14 protein-coding genes are annotated in these 17,244 nt (G+C 55.6%); all 14 read left to right on the forward strand.

Annotation, left to right across the window (positions count from 1 at the left end):
* Nucleotides 1–785 (forward strand): STY4528 family pathogenicity island replication protein (locus tag NNN71_RS09985; RefSeq protein ID WP_271458415.1); only part of this gene is annotated, 785 nt, incomplete at its 5' end.
* Nucleotides 786–944: 159 nt separating this feature from the next.
* Nucleotides 945–1,556 carry a PFL_4669 family integrating conjugative element protein gene (locus tag NNN71_RS09990; protein ID WP_267453687.1) on the forward strand — a complete coding sequence of 204 codons (612 nt, stop codon included), beginning with the start codon at nucleotides 945–947 and terminating at the stop codon, nucleotides 1,554–1,556.
* Nucleotides 1,546–1,971, forward strand: a complete 426-nt coding sequence (locus tag NNN71_RS09995; protein ID WP_324169690.1) for a DUF3158 family protein — start codon at nucleotides 1,546–1,548, stop codon at nucleotides 1,969–1,971. Before NNN71_RS09990 ends, NNN71_RS09995 begins: the two co-directional genes overlap by 11 nt.
* Nucleotides 1,972–2,162: 191 nt before the next feature.
* Nucleotides 2,163–3,968, forward strand: coding sequence for a DNA topoisomerase III (locus tag NNN71_RS10000; protein WP_267453689.1), 1,806 nt, complete (start codon nucleotides 2,163–2,165; stop codon nucleotides 3,966–3,968).
* Between the two features lie 107 nt (nucleotides 3,969–4,075).
* Entirely contained in the window at nucleotides 4,076–4,258 is a 183-nt protein-coding gene (locus NNN71_RS10005) for a hypothetical protein (RefSeq protein WP_001561310.1), read from the forward strand.
* Nucleotides 4,259–4,539: 281 nt separating this feature from the next.
* Entirely contained in the window at nucleotides 4,540–4,983 is a 444-nt protein-coding gene (locus NNN71_RS10010) for an STY4534 family ICE replication protein (RefSeq protein WP_267453690.1), read from the forward strand.
* 70 nt (nucleotides 4,984–5,053) lie between these two features.
* Nucleotides 5,054–5,437, forward strand: a complete 384-nt coding sequence (locus NNN71_RS10015) for a hypothetical protein (protein ID WP_267453691.1) — start codon at nucleotides 5,054–5,056, stop codon at nucleotides 5,435–5,437.
* 111 nt (nucleotides 5,438–5,548) lie between these two features.
* A complete protein-coding gene (gene pilL2 / locus NNN71_RS10020) occupies nucleotides 5,549–6,208 on the forward strand; it encodes a PFGI-1 class ICE element type IV pilus protein PilL2 (RefSeq protein ID WP_271458416.1) in 660 nt (219 codons plus the stop codon).
* 3 nt (nucleotides 6,209–6,211) lie between these two features.
* The gene (locus NNN71_RS10025; RefSeq protein ID WP_267453693.1) at nucleotides 6,212–6,886 is read left to right on the forward strand and encodes a TIGR03759 family integrating conjugative element protein; all 675 of its coding nucleotides are present in this window, start codon (nucleotides 6,212–6,214) and stop codon (nucleotides 6,884–6,886) included.
* Complete coding sequence (locus NNN71_RS10030; protein WP_267453694.1) at nucleotides 6,865–7,383, forward strand: transglycosylase SLT domain-containing protein; 519 nt, start codon at nucleotides 6,865–6,867, stop codon at nucleotides 7,381–7,383. Before NNN71_RS10025 ends, NNN71_RS10030 begins: the two co-directional genes overlap by 22 nt.
* Nucleotides 7,380–9,398: a type IV conjugative transfer system coupling protein TraD gene (traD, locus tag NNN71_RS10035; protein ID WP_267453695.1), complete on the forward strand. Its 2,019-nt coding sequence runs from the start codon at nucleotides 7,380–7,382 to the stop codon at nucleotides 9,396–9,398. Before NNN71_RS10030 ends, traD begins: the two co-directional genes overlap by 4 nt.
* Complete coding sequence (locus tag NNN71_RS10040) at nucleotides 9,395–10,027, forward strand: DUF4400 domain-containing protein (RefSeq protein WP_087834619.1); 633 nt, start codon at nucleotides 9,395–9,397, stop codon at nucleotides 10,025–10,027. Before traD ends, NNN71_RS10040 begins: the two co-directional genes overlap by 4 nt.
* A 605-nt stretch (nucleotides 10,028–10,632) precedes the next feature.
* Nucleotides 10,633–15,588 (forward strand): AAA domain-containing protein, encoded by a 4,956-nt coding sequence (locus NNN71_RS10045; protein WP_031590966.1) that lies wholly within the window; start codon nucleotides 10,633–10,635, stop codon nucleotides 15,586–15,588.
* Nucleotides 15,581–17,167, forward strand: coding sequence for a hypothetical protein (locus NNN71_RS10050; RefSeq protein WP_031590965.1), 1,587 nt, complete (start codon nucleotides 15,581–15,583; stop codon nucleotides 17,165–17,167). Before NNN71_RS10045 ends, NNN71_RS10050 begins: the two co-directional genes overlap by 8 nt.
* Nucleotides 17,168–17,244: the final 77 nt, after the last annotated feature.

A 17,244-nucleotide genomic window follows, 5' to 3' on the forward strand; every position in this document is an offset into this window, starting at 1 on the left:
GCGACAAGTTCACGTGGCAACTGCTGCGCCTGCACGCCCGCGACGACGGCAGCGGCGTCTTTCCCTCCTACAACGACCTGCAGGGCTGGCTCTCTGACCAGCCTGAGGGCGAGAAGGCCTCGCGCAGCACCGTCAGCAACGCGCTGATGATGCTGCGGATCACCCGCTGGTTGAGCCTGTGCCAGCGGCTGCGCGACGAGCCAAGCGGCAGGATCACCGGCAACCTCTACGCCCTGCATGATGCGCCCTTATCCCACGCCGATGCCTGTCGGATGGACAGCGAATATCTGGCGCTGCTCACGGCCTGCTCCCATCACCGCAACCGGCGTATCCGCAACATCACCATCGGGTTACTGCTCACCCTTCAACAACCTGTGGACAGTGGACGAACCTGCACTGAGTCTCCATTGAAGACCGCCCCTGGTCTTAATCGAGGACTCAGTAAAAATTGCCCGAGTCTTCAATTAAGACTCAGTGATGTGGCGGGGGCTGGCGGGCAGCCGGAGCCGCGTTGCGTACATACTGGTACAGATTTAAACAATAAACATCAAAAGCGTACGCAACTGCTGCACTGGCCTGTGGATAATCCCTTCAGCCCCAGTGAACGCCGCGCCGCCGAACGCGCGATGCGCAATCTGGATCCTGCTCTCTGTCAGCTGGTACTGGACGATTGCCTGTGGCGGATCGCCGCCCACGATATCCACCGCCCCCTCGCCTATCTTCTGGCAACGCTTGAGAAGGCCAGACGGGGCGAATTCAATCAACTTCGGCGCAGGCGCAGATAGCCCCGATTTTATGCGCACCGCATAAAGCCTGTGTACCAGCTATCAATCAAACCTCATTCATCGGCGAAATTAACTTTCTGCGGACCAGATGGGTTTCCCGTCGCCTGACTCCTTGCACGGACCGACACTGCGGGCATCTGAAGCTATGGAGAATTTCCGATGCCTGGCACAACCCTGTTCAGCGATATCCGCATCACCCTGCACACCCGCATCGCCGCCCGGCTGTGGCAGGCGCATCCCACTGGCATGCTGCTCTGTCTGGCGTTACTCAGGCGTCTGCTGCGCGCCGAAGAGGCCGACGATCCGTGGGCCGCCCACTGGCTGAAGCAACTGCGCATCCGCCTGAATCTGATCGCGCACCTGCTGAAGCAAAAAAATCGTCGGCTGGACCAGGCCTTCGCCAGCCTGCCGGGCGCTATCCACACCACGCAGGTCAGTAACCCGGCCCCGGCCGAATTCATCCTGCCGCTGGCGCTGTTCTCACCGCCCGGTTCACGCCTGCTGCAGCAGTTGATTGATTACGATCTGCTGGTCCGCCGTACCCTGCTTGCCTGGCACCTCGGCCTTATCACCCAGGCGGAGAAGCGCGATTTCATTGCCACCATCCCACGCCTGATGCTCCAGGTGTTCAGCTTCGTTAACCGCTTTCGCACCACCGGCGTGACCCGCGCTGATGTGCGGACAAACAGTCCGCTGGCGCAGACGATGGCGCATAAGCTCGGGAATTTGCCCAAAAAGATGCTTGCGGAGATCCTGCGTGATAGACAATGACGACAACGAAGAAAGCGCCGCCCGCAAAAGCTCGCTAAAGGGCCTTTTAAAGGCCTTTAAGGGTAAGGGAGAGCTGCGAGCGCTGGTGCGGGAATTACAGGCGCTGCTCGCGCAACTGCAACAACATCAGCCGGTGCTGAAACAGGCGGTGTATGAATTGCCTGGACGTAACGTACCGCTGATCCTGTGCAGCAACCCGGCGCGCTCCGGAATCAGCTATCTGCGCTGGCGCAATCTGGACAACAACCGTTCGGGGAGCGTGGCGTTGCAGGAGGCCATTCAACAGCCTGACGTGACCGATGAACTGCGCGACGCGCTGATAGCCCTTGAATGGCGGCGGCAGATGCTGAATACGCAGCTTTCGGTGGTAATGTTTATGCTGCGGCGGATACGCCCATTAACCACGCTGGTTTAAAATTTTGTGCAAAGTTAAACCCTGAGTGTCACTTTAGCGATTATTTTAAACTCACCTCATGCACCTTAAAACGCGCACTATCCGCTTAATGCATGTTTTAAGGTGCAATTTTTACCTTCGCCCTCCAGTTTCCCCTGTCGCCTGATCCCTCCGGCACAACATGCTGAACTCCCTTTCACCGGAGACAGCCCATGCAACTTTACCTGTGCGAAAAACCCTCTCAGGCGCGCGATATCGCCCGCGTTCTTGACGCCCGCAACCGCAGCGATGGCTACCTGCATAGCGCCACCGTGACCATCACCTGGTGCTTCGGCCATCTGCTGAGCATGGCCGCGCCGGAGGATTACGATCCGGCGCTGAAACACTGGCGGGCAGAGCATCTGCCGTTTATTCCCCCGGCGTGGCGGCTGGTGATCCGCCCGGAGATGCGCAAGCAGTTCCGCATCATCGAGAAGCTGCTGAAACAGGCGGATGCAGTGGTGATTGCCACCGACGCCGACCGCGAAGGCGAAACCATCGCCCGCGAAATTCTGGAACAATGTCGCTGGCGCGGTCCGGTCCAGCGGCTGTGGCTGTCGGCGCTGGATGAGGCCAGTATCCACAAGGCGCTCGCTGCGCTGCGACCCGGTGACAGTACTTTCCCGCTGTACCAGGCCGGACTGGCGCGCGCCCGCGCCGACTGGCTGGTCGGCATCAATATGACCCGCGCCTGCACGGTGATGAACCAGCGGTACAAAGGCGTGCTCTCCGTGGGCCGGGTGCAGACACCGACCTTACGCCTGGTGGTGGAACGCGACCGGGAGATCGCTCGTTTCACACCCCGCCCCTGGTGGCGGGTGGATGCCCGCTTGCATGTTGAGGGTTGTTCCTTTCTGGCGCAGTGGCAGCCGGATAGTGCGTACTGCGACGACGAAGGCCGCTGTATCCGCGAATCCGCCGCCCGCGAGGCCACTGCGCGCCTGCAACAGGCCGGAACCGCGCTGGTAATGGACGTGACAACCCGTCGGGAGAAAACGCCGCCACCGCTGGCCTTCACCCTCAGCGCCCTGCAGCAGGTCTGCTCAAAACAGTGGGGCATGGGCGCACAGGAGGTACTGGATATCGCCCAGCACCTGTATGAAACCCATAAAGCCACCACCTATCCGCGCACCGACTGCGGCTGGCTGCCGCTTTCCATGCACGCTGAAGCGCCGCAGGTGCTGGCTGCACTGGTCGCCAGCGACGCCGCACTCCAGCCCCTCGCCACACAGCTCAACCTGCAACAGCGCTCCCGGCTATGGGACGACAGTAAAATCACCGCCCACCATGGCATCATCCCTACCCGTAAAACGGTAGATCTGACACAGATGAATGACAGCGAGCGCAAAGTTTACGGCCTGGTACGCAGCCATTTTCTGGCGCAGTTTCTGCCGGACCATGAGGTGGATAAAACGGAGCTGCGCCTGAACTGCGCCGGGGAAACGCTGGCTGCCCGTGGCTCAGTGGTGATTGTCAGCGGCTGGCGGCAGCTATTTTTGCGCGAAATGGCGACCCAATCGCCGGAAGAAACGCAGGCACTTCCCGTCCTGCAACAGGGACAAACCTGCGAGGTGGAACAGGTGGACGTTCGCGCCCGCCAGACCCAACCACCTGAGCATTACACGGAAGGGACGCTGGTTGCCGCGATGAAAAATGCCGCCCGCTTTGTCAGCGATGAACACCTGAAGCAACGGCTGAAAGAGAACGCGGGCATCGGCACCGAAGCCACCCGCGCCGGGATTATCCAGACGCTCCTTAAGCGCGGTTATCTGATTAAGCAGCGCCGCTTTCTGCTGGCAACGAATACGGCCAGCGCGCTGATTGATGCCCTGCCGGAAGCGCTGAAAGATCCGGGCACCACTGCGCTGTGGGAGCAGATGCTGGATGACATCGCGACGGGGAAAATGGGGCTGGAGGCGTTCCTGGCACAACAGCAGCAGAACGTCACTGAGCTGATTAAGTCGTTACGGAATGAGTAAATAACCTGTCTCCTGTATCACACTTTTACTTTTCCCTGATTGCACGTTCAAATTGGCGGTCTGATGATCCTCTCTGAGGAATATTCCTCATTTTTCGGAGTGTTAAGATGGCCAAGAATACCGGAGACGGTTATCGCAAGGGCTCTGTTACAGACCGCACACAGGTTCAGAATCCGCAGAATGGCAACTACACCAAACGCGATACAACGACAGGTCGATTTATCGACCAGAAGCAGGACGGCACTCCCTTTAAAGGTGTCGCCAAAGAAGTCGATGACCGCCGGAAATAATATTTAGCTACCTTTCAGGGCCTTAGTTATTAAGGCCTTTTTACATTCTGTACTACCAACTTTCACTCCATAAAAACAATTCCCCCTTTCACTTCCCCCTGCCAAAGATTCAACTAAACAGGTCAACCCAAAATCCGCCATGCATTCCTGAAATGCGGAGGCCCACAGCGCGGAATGCCCGTACTGCCAGTAACTCAGAGGCCTTGCTGCCGATGAGCCAAACCCGAAGCGGGGCGTTCCCGCGCATGGGGCCTCCGCACCTTCAACACGGAGACACCACCATGAACGATACCCATTACTTCAACCTGTACACCAGCGGTCTGGGCTACCTCAACCGGATCCGGGAAGTGACCCCGAAAAAAGGCGAATCGTTCCTGTGCTGCGACATTGCCGCACTACGGGGCGAAGCCAGCAACGCGGAGCATACCTGGTTCGACTGCCGCGTCAGCGGCAAGGAAGCGCAGAAACTGGTGCACCGCTGTATTGACGCCTGCGAGCAGAGACGCAAGGTGCTGATCCAGTTCCGCCTCGGCGATCTATATGCCGACACCTTTGTCTACAGCAAAGGCGAACGTAAAGGCGAAACCGGCGTCAGCCTGAAAGCCCATCTGCTGCACATCGGGCTTATCAAAATTGACGGTGAAGAGGTTTACCGGGCAGAGCGCGAAGCGGAATCCCAGCCAGCGCCAGCCGCACCGCCAGCAGAGCCTGTACCGCAGTTCTGACGCACAGCATTCACCCTGCCGGGGAAATTCCCCGTCGGGGCGTTTCCCTGGTCTTTTACCGGAGAAACGCATGATGAATACCGCATTGAATTCACGTGAAGAAGCCCTTAACCGGGGCAAACTGATTAACCTTGATGACGAAGCGCTGGACGCTGGTTTGCCGATGGATCTGGCCATTACCCTTCCGGCCCACAAGCACTGTCTGGAAGGCCGGGATGAAAACGCCAGAAAGGAGTTACTGAAAGGCGTTGAAATGGCGGTGATAGTGGCGTTTATCGCCCGAATGCCGCCACAACGCACGATCCGTATCGATTACCGCTCGGTGTTGGCGCAGAAAACTAACGGCAGCACGCAGCAGCAGACCGCCAGGCTGACGTTACGCGTTCATTTTTCTGAGCAAGGCATCCCCATCGCCGCCACGCTGGGGTTGATGGGGGAAAGATTTCCTTACTGAACTGATTTTGCGCCCGGAACCGGGCGCTATTTTTTGACGCCACAAACAGTTGTCAGTAGTCCCTTCCCCTCTCATCCAGCACGCTCCTGTAAAAGTACTGTGGAGGATGCGATGAAACGACTGCTACCAGCCCTGCTCCTGTTTATTTTCAACGGCGTGGCCACCGCCTCCCCAGCCACGCCAGAAGTCGTCCGCTACGACCGCTACCTGCTGGTCAGCACGTCACCGCAACAGCCGCCACTCGAACAGCTTACCGCCCTGTCCGTTCCGCCCGGTTTTCATCCGACGGTTGGAGAAGCGCTGCAGTACCTGCTGCGCGACAGCGGCTGGTCTTTGTGTCTCGCCGATGCGCGCCGGGCGCAGCTTTATGGGCTCCCGTTACCGCTGAGCCAGTACCACACCGGTCCGCTGCGCCTGAAGGCCGCCCTGCAACTGCTGGCGGGCCCGGCGTGGCGGATGACCGCTGACGAAAACCGCCGTGAAGTCTGTTTCGCCAGCGACCATTCCCTCCCCCCGGTGGTGGCTTACCGTCATCCCGTGTCCCTCCGCCCTTTGGGGCCGTTAACGGCCCCGTTTTTTCTCGCCGGGACCGTACAGCGTGGTGATATCCACCTGGCCGTAATTGTGCCGCCCGAAGCCGTTTACCTCCATCAGGTGGTGTGGCTGCGCAGGGGAGAGCAGTGGCATGGCTGGCGGCTGGAGCGGTTTGATGAGCGTCGGGCGGTATTCCGCCACGGCAAACGCCAGTTGACGCTGAAAGTACCGGACTAAGCGATGAAACGCCTGATTCTCCTGTTATTGCTCACTGCAAGCGTGGAGGCGCAACCGCTCCAGATGCAGACCAGCCAGAATGCGGACTCTGCACTCAGACCGCTGACCACGCAACAGCAGGCCACCGTCTGGGGCGTCACGCTGGAAGAGTGGCAGCGCTATCTCACGCTGAAACAGCAGGCGCGCGGCGTCTGGTCGCCGGGACTCGATCCGCTGACCACCCTGGGCGTCGAAGCTGAAACAGATAGCGAGCGCCAGCGTTTCGCCGAACTGCTGGTCAGGCAGGAGTACCAGCGGCTGGAGAAAGAACTCGCCTTCCAGCGCGCCTATGACGCCGCCTGGCAACGCCTGTATCCGGGCCTGACGCCGCTGAAAACCACCTCCACCAGTACCGCCCGCGTTTCGCTGTTTGTCCAGGATGACTGCCCGCCCTGCGACAGCCTGCTACGTACCCTGCTGGCGCAGCAGCGTCCGCTGGATATCTGGCTGGTCAACAGCCAGGGCGATGATAACCGGGTGCGCCGCTGGGCGATGGTGCATGGTATTGATGCAAAACTGGTGAGTAAACACAGTATCACGCTTAACCACGACGCGGGCCGCTGGCTTCTTTTGGGGCAGAGCAAAATCCCGGTGGCGCTGGAACGTAAGGGGGAACAATGGCACGAGGTCCTGCCCTGATCCTGCTGCTGCCCTGCCTGGCGCTGGCGCAACCCCTGCCGGAAGCGTACCTGCGCGCCGCGGAGCATTTCCGCGTGCCGCCGGAACTGCTGTGGGCCGTCACACAGACCGAAAGCGGAGCGAACCTGAGTGGCAAACATCGCCCGTGGCCGTGGACGCTGAATATCAGCGGGACCGGCTACCGCTACGCCAGCCGGGAGCAGGCCTGTCAGGCGCTGCTGGCCGCCATCCGCCGTACCAGCCCGAAGCACATTGACGTGGGGCTCGGGCAAATCAATATCGGCTGGCACCAAGCGTATTTTGACTCTCCCTGCGACGCCCTGCATCCCCTGCAGAATCTGTCGCTCACTGCCCGCCTGCTGCGTCAGCGCTACGATGAACGTCCCGGAAGCTGGCTCAATGCCGCCGCCCGCTATCACCGTCCTGCTGGCGGCGCGCCCGCCGCACGCTACCGCAGGCTGGTCAGTCGCCATCTGCAACAGACCACACCGCCATGAGCCGCTACGCGCTGGAGGCACTGCTGCGTCCGCCCGTGGAGTTTTACAGCACCGTCACTGCTGGCTGTGGTGCATTAATCTGCCTGACACAGGCACCATTACTGATGCTCACACCGTGGCTGGCCCGCCTGATGGCCGGTGCCCTGATGCTGCTGGCCCTGCGACGCGGCTGGCAGGGCTGGCACATCGTGCGCTACCACCGCAACCTCTTGCGCCTGCCGCGCTATGCGCTCACCAGCCGTAAAATCCCGGTCAGCCGCCAGCGGCTGTTTCTCGGTAAAGGCTTCCGCTGGCTGCCCATCCACACCCAACGGCTGTACGACTGCCTGCAACCGGAAGCCGCGCGCTGGCTGCGCCCGGGATGGTGTTACCGTCTGGCAAGACACGTCGAAAAACATGTCGAGCACACCCTGCCCGGCCTTACCCACCTGCTCAGCGCCGATCGCTGGCTGAATCCGGTGCGCCCGCTACCGCCCGTCGGCGGTAATCCGTGGCTGCACGGGGTGGAGCTGAAAGAAATTGATGTCACCCTACCGCTCAGTGAACGCCCCGGCCATACGCTGGTGCTCGGTACCACCCGCGTCGGCAAAACCCGGCTGGCGGAACTGCTTGCCACTCAGGACATCCGCCGTGGCGAGGTGGTGATCGTTTTCGATCCGAAAGGCGACGCGGATCTGCTGAAGCGTCTGTGGACAGAGACGCAGCGCGCCGGACGCGGCGACCGCTTTATCCTGTTTCACCTGGCGTATCCGGAGATCTCTGCCCGCTACAACGCGATCGGGCGCTTTGGCCGCATTTCGGAGGTGGCGTCACGCCTCACCGGACAGCTTTCCGGCGAAGGTAACTCGGCAGCCTTCCGCGAGTTCGCCTGGCGCTTTGTCAACATCATCGCCCGCGCTCTGGTGGCGCTCGGCCAGCGCCCCGACTATCAGTTGATATCCCGCCACGTCGTCAATATCGACGCCCTGTTTATTGACTATGCCCGCATCGTGCTGCCACGCCACAACCCGCGGGCATGGGAAGTGGTGGCGCAACTGGCGGAGCGCGTTAACGACAAAAACACGCCACGCCATATGCTGGGCCGCGATCCTCACGTGGTGGCGCTGGAGCAGTACCTCAACGCGGAGAAATTATACGATCCGATCCTCGACGGCCTGCTCTCGGCGGTGCGCTATGACAAAACCTACTTCGACAAGATTGTCGCCTCGCTGCTGCCGCTGCTGGAAAAGCTGACCACCGGTACGCTCGCCGCCCTGCTCGCCCCGGATTACCACGATCTGGACGACATGCGATCGATCCTCGACTGGCAACAGGCGATCCGCCAGAAGGCGGTGGTCTATGTCGGACTGGATGCGCTGTCTGATGCGGTGGTCGCTGCCGCCGTCGGCAATTCCATGTTTGCCGACCTGGTGAGCGTCGCCGGGCATCTGTATAAATTTGGCCTCAATGATGGACTGCCCGGCAATAGCGAAAAACCGTCGCCCATCAACCTGCACTGCGATGAGTTTAATGAACTGATGGGCGAAGAGTTTATCCCGCTGGTCAACAAGGGCGGCGGCGCGGGCATCCAGGTCACTGCCTACACGCAGACGCTGAGCGATATTCAGGCCCGCATCGGCAGTGCGTCCAAGGCAGGCCAGGTGGTGGGTAACTTCAACAACCTGATTATGCTGCGGGTACGCGAAACCGCCACCGCCGAGCTGCTGACGAAGCAACTGCCACAGGTCGAAGTGCGTAGCCGCCAGGTCAGCTCCGGCGTCACCGATACGCCGGGCGGCATCAACAGCTTCAGCAGCAACACACGCGAGCAGGTAGTTACCCGCAATGTACCGCTGCTGGATACCGCCGCGCTGATCCAGCTTCCCAAAGGTCAGGCTTTTGCTCTACTTGAGGGTGGACAGTTGTGGAAAATTCGTCTGCCACTGCCCGTGGCGGATAAACCCTGCCCACTACCGGAGTCCGTCGCACAACTGGCGGCCTGGATGCAGACGCGCCAGCAGGGACAGGCGGAATGAGTGAGCAGCGAACGCCTCCGTCACGCCCACCACAGGGACCAATTGGCTGGCTGCTGTCGCTGACCGGGCGGCTCATCGGGCTGGTTATTGGTGCGCTGGTGCTGCGGATTGTATTGGAACTGGCGGGGCTGTATTTCTGGTGGCCTCAGGAAGGGAGCAGGCATGTTTTTCAGGTGATGAGCCGGGAGCGGGTGGAGCTGGTTATTGCGTTACAGCCACATCCACTGAAGGATGAAATTGTCATGCTGCTGGAGAACGGGGCAACTCGCGTGCTTATGCCCAACTGGCTTCTGAAGAAACCGTTCACCGGCCTGGCCTATACGCTGGTGAGTTTTATGCAGCGCCTGATATGGCTTGCCGCCATGCTCCCCCTGCTCTGCCTGTGTGTTTTAATCGGACTGATAGAAGGTCTAGTACAACGGGACTTGAGGCGGTTTGGCTCCGGGCTGGAATCGGTTTTTCTCCACCGCTACGTCATCAGGTCCGGCAGTTCAGTCGCCACCACGCTGTGGGTGTTTTATCTGGCACAGCCGCTGTTTCTGCCCTCTATGCTGATTTTACTGCCTGCCACCTTATGGTTTGGAGTAACGGTATGGATAGTGGCTGGTAGCTTTAAGCGCTGGTTATAAACCGCTCAATACTAACTTTCCCATTTTCAACCACTGAGTCTAATTTTATCGATTTGCTGAGAGACGATCTTTTCCACCAACAAGAATCGCTGTAAATCTATCGACTGAATTAGATCAAGTCTGAGCTCATGGGTAGTTTCGTGCCAATAGCGAACTTCTATTAGGTCTAAACGTTCTCATGCCGAGGGCAAATTGGGTCGAGCACAATATTAAAAATATGGCACTGACTACCTTAAGAAGGGGACTTTATAACATTACTACACTATCAGAAGCCGACCACTAGCGCTGATTGTGCTTTCTTATACTGATACATTTGTCGTGACATATTCCGTTCGCATTTGATAAGCATCACTTTTACTCAACAGATGTGATGTTACAGTCGAAAGTCCTATTTAGGGGTAAGTCAGTGGTTCTCGCATTCGGCGAGGGCTGTGGGGCGTACCCACTGATGAACTCTACGAAAATATGAAATTTCTCACAATTGGTCTTATAGACCATTGCTATGCAGCGCTCATGTCGCCGTCTAATATCATTTATAGCACATCGCTATTTACAAACGCCTTCGTCCTATACGTCTCCGTTTACTCACAACCGGAGGCAACTCAATGAAAATACATATCGCGGCAACGCAAGGGTTACACCAAAACGAGCACAATGCCATTCTTGCCATTGAGAAAGCCCTTCCTGCACACTGGGTTGGGTATGCGGGTATCTTGTTGCTCGACAAAAATCGTAAAAGTCTAGAATTTGATGTATTGATCTTCGCCGAGGATCGCATCTTGATGATAGAACTTAAGAACTTCCACGGCCAAATTCATATGGAAGACGACCAGTGGATCCAGACCACGCCTAGTGGGCGTAAAATCAAGCATGGCTCTCCCATCGACCGCAAGCGTGAGCACGCCCAACGAATCAAGTCCATGTTCGATGAAGAGCTGCGCGCGCTGTGGGGGAATACTTTCTACGAAATCCAAGCGTTAGTAGTTCTCTCTGGCGATGCAAAGATTACACAGCTATCGCCAAAGGATAAAGGCTTTGTGCTAACGCTTGATGAGTTCTTGACCATCGCGAATCTAGATACCTATTTTGACAAAATGCCCTACACCAAGGCTGAAGGGTATTTTCGCCGCTATCCTGAAAAGCGCCCATGTGCCCCCGGGCAAATTGCCATTTTTGAGAAGTGGAAACGTGGAGGGAGTTATGTCCAGATCCGCCAGAAGCTCGAAGCAGGCTATGTAATCACGGAGAAGACCCCACATCTAGAGGGCCCCCACGATTACTACAATGAGTTTGACGGCGAACATGAGCGTGATTCGGACGACAAAAGCCAGATACGAATATGGGACTTCACTAAGATGGCCCATGTCGGCACAGATATGTCTGTGCGCGTTTTTTTTGGCTTACGTGAGGACCGAACGCAGCGGCATATACGTCGAACCGATAGTCAACTAGGCAAAGACTATTTATTGGAACCCAAGCACAACCTTCAAGAAGACACACTTACCGTGGACATGGCCGAAGTCTACCAACTTCCTAGGCTAGCCGAGCGTTTGGACGAATACCTAGTATCTACACCGTTGTCGATTGAAAAACGTACATTATTATTAAGAGCTCTGCTAACTCCCTTGGCCGGTATGCATGCCATGGGAGTATATCACCGCGATTTGAGTGCTAAACGCTTGTGGTGGGACCGGGAACGCAATGCCATCATCGTCAGTGGCCTGACAAGTGCCAAATTTCCGGATTTGGGGCATAAAAGCATCAGCGATATGCGTCAGGAGTTGGATACAACGGGTATCGTGCTGCCAGAAGATGCCTTTGGTGAGACCGAGGTATTGGGTCAAGCGGTGGATGTGTTCCAACTGGGAGTACTGTGTTACCAAATTGCCTATGGAGAGCATCTAACCTTATCCCAAGATGAGCCCCCCCAATGGAAGCAGCCTCTAAATGACCCCTTCGAAGGTAAACTAGACAGATTTATCCAGCGTAGCCTAGAGCACGATGCATCAGAGCGCCACACAGATGCGGGTGCAATGCTGGAGGCGCTTACGCGAACCCTGAATTTTCAAAACCTCGATACTAACGAAGATAAGGTTAGGGTGCTCAATGCGTTAGCTGCATTCAATACTGATGCTATGCCGATAACGCAATATCCTCAGGTGGAAGCACCGAGTACTGATCCTCTGCGCCAACGTATGACTTTCCGCTCCACAACTGTTGATGGGCAGCCCTGTACTGTGCGTATATATTTGAATGCACGCCCCAACAAGGATAACCATGGTCAGTCCCAGCGGCTTCTGCACTTTCTTGAACGCTGTGCCGTCGCCTCCAATAATGTTTTGCCGATTCCGCCATTAATTGAATTCGGCTGCGGCATGATGGGAACACATGTCGTTCAGTCTTATGCCCTAGGGGAGAGCTTGGAACAATGGATGGTGCTGTCCAACCATAGTTATGAGGAGCGCTTCCAATTAGCTGATGCACTGATTCGTGCAGTGCATAACCTACACGATCTGGATCTAAGTCATGGTGATCTGAAACCGGAAAATTTATTGGTCCAGGCGGAAGGAGGCAAGCTGGGCATTCTGCTGCTTGATATGTTTGACTTAGATCTGGATGGCCTTGCTCCGGCAAATTCTGAATACTCCCCAACCACCGACGTCAGCGCCACGGCGCGTGACCGCTATGCCGTATACATGATTGTAGATGAGATATTTGCTGCCTGCATTCATCCTGGCGCCAATAAAATACGTAGGGAGATCCGTAATGCGTTGGGAGATAATAACGCTGTACCTCGTAACCTAGACATGTTACGGCGCACAATGATACATGCAAATGAACCCGAGTTGGTTGAGGCTACGCCCTTGGTGATCGAGAGTTTGTATTTCCCCAACGAGCAGGGCGAACTGTTCGAGATGGACTCAGGCATCTACCACCTGACGGTCAATTATACTAAGGGTAATATTCTAAAATTATTCTTCTTGGGTGTGTCCCATAAATTGACACTGAATCTCAAAGTAGATGGGCCGAGTCTAACCGTGCATCGTATGTTCTATGACCGGTTAGGTACGGGGGAGATGGTGTATGACACCCGTAATAACCGCAAGAATGATAATCGTGCCATGTCGGTCGGGCAGCCCTTTTTACTTAAAAAAGGTTCTTATGGTGCGACAAATACTGAACTACTAAACTTTGTCAGAACATTACACGTAGTGCAACATGTCCTGGACATCAAGCCCGCAGAAGAACCACCGACGGCAGTTGCCGATGCTCCAGGGGAAAGTCTTAAGCGCCTCTGGCTGCGCCTAGTAGAAGTAGAGCGCGAAACACTGCCCACCGTCAAAGTGATTGCAAGCCCTAAGGAGCGAGATGGCATCGTTCATGTACAGGTTAATGAGAATATCGACGCTTTAGAGTTTGCTGATGATGACGTGATCAACGTGACAGCAGATGATCATGAAACTCACTTCGGCCAACTGGATGTTACTAAGTCCGGCAATGGTGTGCTGGTGCTCTCGGATGACAACCGCGGGAATAACTTCCGCCTGCAAAACATTCGAGAAGATACAATCCTGACTCTGTCTAATTCGGGTAGTGATGTTAGCTGGGAGCGACGAGACCGGGCACTATCACGCATTATTGCTGGTGATGCAGTGATGGGGGATCTAATCGACCGCTTCGTAATTGGCCCTCGAGGTTGCCAGCCTCCAGCATTACCTATGCCGACCGACGAACAAATCAGCCGCTATGGACTGGATGAGTCTAAACGCGCCGCATTCCTGTATTTGCTACAAAATCCACTCAGTGTGTTGATGGGCCCGCCGGGTACGGGAAAAACAACACTACTTAGCGCAACACTAGATTATCTGCTGAATGATGCTGACGTACGCCGCGTACTGGTGGTGAGTCAATCGCATACTGCGGTCGACGAAGTGGCTAACCGTGTGCGTGAGTTGAGCTTTAAGCGCCAGGAACAATCCCCGGATTTCAAACTGCCAAGCATTGTACGCTTAGGTGAGCGCCGCCGGGTCAGCGAAGGTATGCTGGATGTTCACACTAATGCTCTACAAGCTCAAGCCCGTACGGCCTTTCACCGCGATCTTGAAGTCCGGCTGCTAGCACTGTCAGCACGCCTGAAATTGCCTGAGGCATTTGTGCTGGAATCTGCCGCTCTGTATCGTTCCTGCGGTCGTGAATTGTTCGAGTTCACCCCTGCCCGAAATGAAGTAAGGGAATTCCAGCAAGATAGTGTCGATATGGATAACCTGCCAAATAATGAACGAATAGTTCGCTTGGCGGCTGAGCGTCGCCTAGATAATTTGACGAACGCTTTAACTGGCAGGTTGTCAGCTTTTACCGATATGCCCGACCAAGTATTGCATCACAATAAACCGCTGCTCGCGGTACTTAATATGATTGCCGAGCGACACCAGATTAATAATCCGCAGCGCATTGAACGGATGGCTGAGGTAATTAAGGTAGCCCACCACTGGTATCAGCGATTAGCCACAGACGAAACCGGCTATGCCGCCTTTGCTGCTCGTACCCGTCAATTGGTTGTTGGCACATTGGTTGGCATCGGGCATGGCGGATATCAACTGGATAAAAATGCCTTTGACTTGGTGGTAATTGATGAGGCTGCGCGCGCTACGTTTTCCGAGCTAGCCATAGCTATGCAGAGTGCGAAGCGAGTGCTATTAGTGGGGGACTACAACCAATTGGCACCTAGCTATGATGTGGCTCATGTACGCCAAGTCGCCCGTGATCTAGGCCTGAATGAGGTCGATGTAAAACGAACGGATTTTGAGCGAGCTTACGTCTTGAATGATGGTCACATGTTGTTGAAGCAATATCGGATGGCACCCGCGATAGGTGACATTATTAGCCACTGCTTCTATGACGGCACACTTGCGACCGGTCGGCCTTCTGCTCCCGAGTGGATGTCCTCCCTGCCCACCCCGTGGAATCGCACGGTGTCTTGGATCGATACCTCTGACAGTAAGTTGCAAGAAACGAATATCGGCAAGGGAATTGCCAATGAAGTTGAAGTTAACCTGTTGTGCAGCTTGCTGCGGCAATTGGTCGACGATGAGCAGGCGATGGGGCAGCTACGTCAGTGGAATGACAACGATACTACGCCAGCCATCGGGGTTATTACCGGTTACCGCAAGCAGGTGGAACTCCTGCAGATGCGGCTGGAATCTGAATCTTGGGCAGCGCCGATCCGCTCAATGATAAAGGTTGATACCATTGATTCCTATCAGGGCTCTGAAAATCGTATCATCTTATTAAGTTTAGTACGCCATAACTCTGAGCAAAAGGGCGGATTCATGACCGATAATGCCCGAGTTAACGTGGCCCTGTCTCGGGCAAAAGAGCGTCTGTTAATCATCGGTGCAGGGAGTATGTGGCAACAGGCGAATGCATGTCAGCCGCTGGCCCGTGTCTTCGACTATATCCACCAACAGTACTCATACCATAATAGTGAGTACCAAATCATTCGTTCAGCTGACCTGATCCATAATGCTTGCGCCGAGGTGCAGGAGAGTGACTATGTGTAACAAGACCCTTACCTTGAACAGAACAGCGCAGCAACCTGTGGAACTGCCGGCTGATTATGACCGCTTGCTACAAAGTATTACCGTGCTGGCACCAGTACAGAAGATCAGTCTGGACATTGATGTGACGCATAAAGCAGCGCTACCAGCGGTTCTTGAGTCAGCTCTTCTACTAGTGGCGCAACTCGAAATCGTGTCTCCTTCTGAGTTAGGAGGCTTTTTCGGACTCGCTGACCATGAGCGTCAGGTTCTGGTTGATGAAATGATCGACACTGGCCTCGTGCGATACAATGATGAAGGCGATATCGCGACTACAGTCAAGCTGACAATGCAGCGCCGAGAAGGCGCATCGGATGAGGGCATTGCAATTGAGGACGTGGAAAATCACCGTGACTTCACCTTCATCGACCTTTGCACTGGGCACATTCAGCCTAAGTGTAATGCGGACCTGCAGAAAGGTTTGCCCGAGTTGCCACGTAAGATCAATCGCAGTGACTTCACCGATTTGATCGCTAGCCAATTTCGTCGCTTTCAGATTTGCTTACCCGATACCAAGAGCAAGCGCGCACTGCGTAGCTCGAAGGCCCGACTCTACCGAGTGAATCGGGCCTCTGTTGGTCAATCGGGGTTGAAACAGCAGATCTCACTCGATATCCACGCCCATTCCGATCCTCTGAACGGGATACGTCTGGACTCACGGTTGATGGACTATAGCTTAGAACATACACGCTTGATGGAAAGCTCCGGTCTCAAAACAGAGGCTATTAACTGGCTGCACGAGCGCAAGTTAGAGGCCGCTAGTTCCACACTAGAAGACTATTGTGATCTGGCAAAAGATATGGTGATCCGCCGATATATCGGACGTGATGGTAAGCTGGAACTAGGGCGTTTACTCCATGATCGCCAGCGCAGAAAAACCAGCTATGGTAACAGCACGATGCAACGTATGATGATTGGGCCTGTCTATGCAGCCCCCAATCGTAACACTTTAATTAAGTGGGCTGAACGGTTGCCACGTCAGCAGCAGGTACATCAAGGAATCTGGCTTGGTGCTACCAACGAGTTATTTGGCGCTAGTTTAGGTCTCGGGTCGTTCATCAAACAAATGAACACCGAGCTCGCAAGTGGAGAGCGCAACAGTCGCCTCAATTTGGCATTTCAGTGCGATGAGGAATTTCGGGCACAGCGTTTAATCACCAATCAGTTTAATAGCCGTACCGACGGTAGCCTACGAATTTTCCCAAAAGGCCGTTCTGAGTCGCACTTGGAAATATTGGTTTTCCCTGGCGAGTACGGTATGGCAGTGGTTCAGTACCATGCTGCTTTGGATCCGTCTCTTGGGTATGCTGGCCTTACATTGCCAATCGGCTACTTCACGACGGACCCTGAGCAGGTAGCTCAGTTGTGGATGCAGGTGCAGCAACGAATCCAGTCACCGGTTCGGTCAGCCGACCAGCCCGAGGTAGCGACAGATGATCTTAATAAGCTACTGGGTTGTGCTCCTGCAGAATTGGCACAAATGCTAGTCGACAATTCCGAGGAAAAACTGAAAAAACTGGTGGAAAGATTCAATCAACACTAGCGTCTCCCGCCCAGATGGTTAACGGTTGTCAAGCATCATGGTGACAACTAATTTGTGGTCTTTCCAATACATTAACC

It is taken from the genome of Kluyvera sp. Awk 3 (assembly GCF_028069715.1).
GTDB lineage: Bacteria > Pseudomonadota > Gammaproteobacteria > Enterobacterales > Enterobacteriaceae > Kluyvera > Kluyvera georgiana_A.

Excerpts from the sequence above, each read along its gene's own strand:
- NNN71_RS09990 (WP_267453687.1), top strand. The coding sequence starts at position 945 with ATGCCTGGCACAACCCTGTTCAGCGATATCCGCATCACCCTGCACACC.
- NNN71_RS10030 (WP_267453694.1), top strand. The coding sequence starts at position 6,865 with ATGGCACGAGGTCCTGCCCTGATCCTGCTGCTGCCCTGCCTGGCGCTG.
- pilL2 (WP_271458416.1), top strand. The coding sequence starts at position 5,549 with ATGAAACGACTGCTACCAGCCCTGCTCCTGTTTATTTTCAACGGCGTG.
- NNN71_RS10025 (WP_267453693.1), top strand. The coding sequence starts at position 6,212 with ATGAAACGCCTGATTCTCCTGTTATTGCTCACTGCAAGCGTGGAGGCG.
- NNN71_RS10005 (WP_001561310.1), top strand. The coding sequence starts at position 4,076 with ATGGCCAAGAATACCGGAGACGGTTATCGCAAGGGCTCTGTTACAGAC.
- NNN71_RS10045 (WP_031590966.1), top strand. The coding sequence starts at position 10,633 with ATGAAAATACATATCGCGGCAACGCAAGGGTTACACCAAAACGAGCAC.
- NNN71_RS10010 (WP_267453690.1), top strand. The coding sequence starts at position 4,540 with ATGAACGATACCCATTACTTCAACCTGTACACCAGCGGTCTGGGCTAC.
- NNN71_RS10040 (WP_087834619.1), top strand. The coding sequence starts at position 9,395 with ATGAGTGAGCAGCGAACGCCTCCGTCACGCCCACCACAGGGACCAATT.
- NNN71_RS10015 (WP_267453691.1), top strand. The coding sequence starts at position 5,054 with ATGATGAATACCGCATTGAATTCACGTGAAGAAGCCCTTAACCGGGGC.
- NNN71_RS10050 (WP_031590965.1), top strand. The coding sequence starts at position 15,581 with ATGTGTAACAAGACCCTTACCTTGAACAGAACAGCGCAGCAACCTGTG.
- traD (WP_267453695.1), top strand. The coding sequence starts at position 7,380 with ATGAGCCGCTACGCGCTGGAGGCACTGCTGCGTCCGCCCGTGGAGTTT.
- NNN71_RS10000 (WP_267453689.1), top strand. The coding sequence starts at position 2,163 with ATGCAACTTTACCTGTGCGAAAAACCCTCTCAGGCGCGCGATATCGCC.